General features: G+C 71.6%; 2 protein-coding genes. One reads left to right on the top strand and one right to left on the bottom strand.

Features of this window, described 5'->3' with window-relative positions; all coding sequences use genetic code 11:
- The coding region (gene dapF / locus AAGI91_17845) for a diaminopimelate epimerase (protein ID MEM1044477.1) at positions 1–868 on the top strand (868 nt) is incomplete at its 5' end.
- 212 nt (positions 869–1,080) lie between these two features.
- Here the strand turns inward: dapF and AAGI91_17840 are convergent.
- Positions 1,081–1,675, bottom strand: a 595-nt coding sequence (locus AAGI91_17840; GenBank protein ID MEM1044476.1) for a ubiquinone/menaquinone biosynthesis methyltransferase, incomplete at its 5' end; no start/stop codon positions are given.

Raw genomic sequence — 1,675 nt, 5'->3', positions numbered from 1 at the left:
TATGCCCCTCATCGTCCCGTTCACCAAGATGAGCGGCGCCGGCAACGACTTCGTCGTCCTCGACAACCGCTTCCTCCGCTTCTCCGACGACGAGCTGGCCGGGCTCGCGCGCCAGACGTCCCCGAGGCGGACCGGCGTTGGCGCCGACGGGCTCCTCGCCCTCGACGACCCCGACGCCGGGGCGGCCGGCCAGGGCGTCCACTTTCGGATGCGATACCGCAACGCCGACGGTTCGCTGGGCACCATGTGCGGCAACGGGGCGCGCTGCCTCGCCCGCTTCGCCGCCCGCGCCGGCCTGGGCGACGACACCGAGGCGGGCGTTGCACTCACGTTCGACACCGACGGCGGCCGCACCCGCGCCGACGTGCCCGACCGCGCCGCCTCGGGGCCGGTGACGCTCCACATGCCGCCGCCTCGGGGCTTCGCGAAGACAGACCTCGAAGAGGAGGGAAGACCGGTCTACCGCATCTGGACTGGCACCGAACACGCCGTCCTGTTCGTCCCCGAGGCGGACCGGGCGGACGTCGCCACCGTCGGCGAGCGGCTCCGCCACGACCCCGCGTTCCAGCCGACGGGCACGAACGTCGACTTCGTGGAGGTCGCCGGCGCAGACCGTCTCCGCGTGCGGACGTTCGAGAAGGGCGTCGAGGCCGAGACGCTGGCCTGCGGGACGGGCGCGCTCGCCTCGGCGCTCGTCGCACGCCTGACCGACCGCCTCGGCGAGGGCGCTCGAGCTGACGTGGCAGTCGAGATGCCCGGCGGGACGCTCGCCGTCGGCTTCCGCCTCGACGGCTCCGAGGTGGCCGACCTCACGCTCGACGGCCCGGCCGAGACAGTGTACGAGGGGACCCTAGAGTGGACCGGCTGATCGCCGCCGAGGCGGCTGAGAGAAACCCCGGGTTGGTGTCAGGATGGGACGTTGCACCCAGAGCCCGTCCGCGGTCGTTCCTCTGCGCACGAAGCGCGCTCTGCAGTGGTTTGCGCTGAGGTGCGGTATATGCATCTCACCGGAATCGGCTGTTGCGTCCAGGAAAAGCCATGTCTGACCCACTGACGCACTGAACTACTACTCCGCTGGCTTTAGGCGAGGCCGCGGTAGAGGCTCGCCACGCCGAACGTCTGCGGCGCGTCGAGGACGTCGGTGAAGCCGGCCGTGCGCATCTCGTGCAGGAATGCCTCACCGTAGGGAAACTCGCGGGCCGACTCGGGGAGGTACTCGTACGCCTCGGCGTTGCCGCTGAGAGCCTTCCCGAGGCGGGGCATGATGTGGCGCGCGTAGACCTGGTACCCCTGCTTGACCAGTGAGGAGGTCGGCTGGCTCGTCTCGAGCACCACGAGCGGGGCGCCCGGTCGCAGAACCCGGCGGATGCCGCCGAGCCCGGCCTGGAGATCCTCGAAGTTGCGCACGCCGAACGCCACGAAGGCGCCGTCGAAGCTGTCGTCCTCGAACGGCAGGTCGGCCGCGTCGCCCTGGACGAGCGTCACGCGGCCCTCGAGCCCGCGCTTCGACAGCTTCACCCGGCCGCCCTGGAGCATCCCGTCCGAAATGTCGACCCCGACGACCTCGCGCGGCCCCAGCGACAGCGCCTCGACGGCGAGATCCGCCGTGCCCGTCGCCACGTCGAGGAGGCGATCCGGCGTGCCGGCGAGCGCGTCCCTGAGGAGGGCGACCGCC

The organism is Bacteroidota bacterium, from assembly GCA_038746285.1.
In the GTDB taxonomy this organism is placed as follows: domain Bacteria; phylum Bacteroidota; class Rhodothermia; order Rhodothermales; family JANQRZ01; genus JANQRZ01.
Note: the sequence above shows the minus strand (reverse complement) of the source record. Positions and strands in the feature narration are given on the sequence as shown.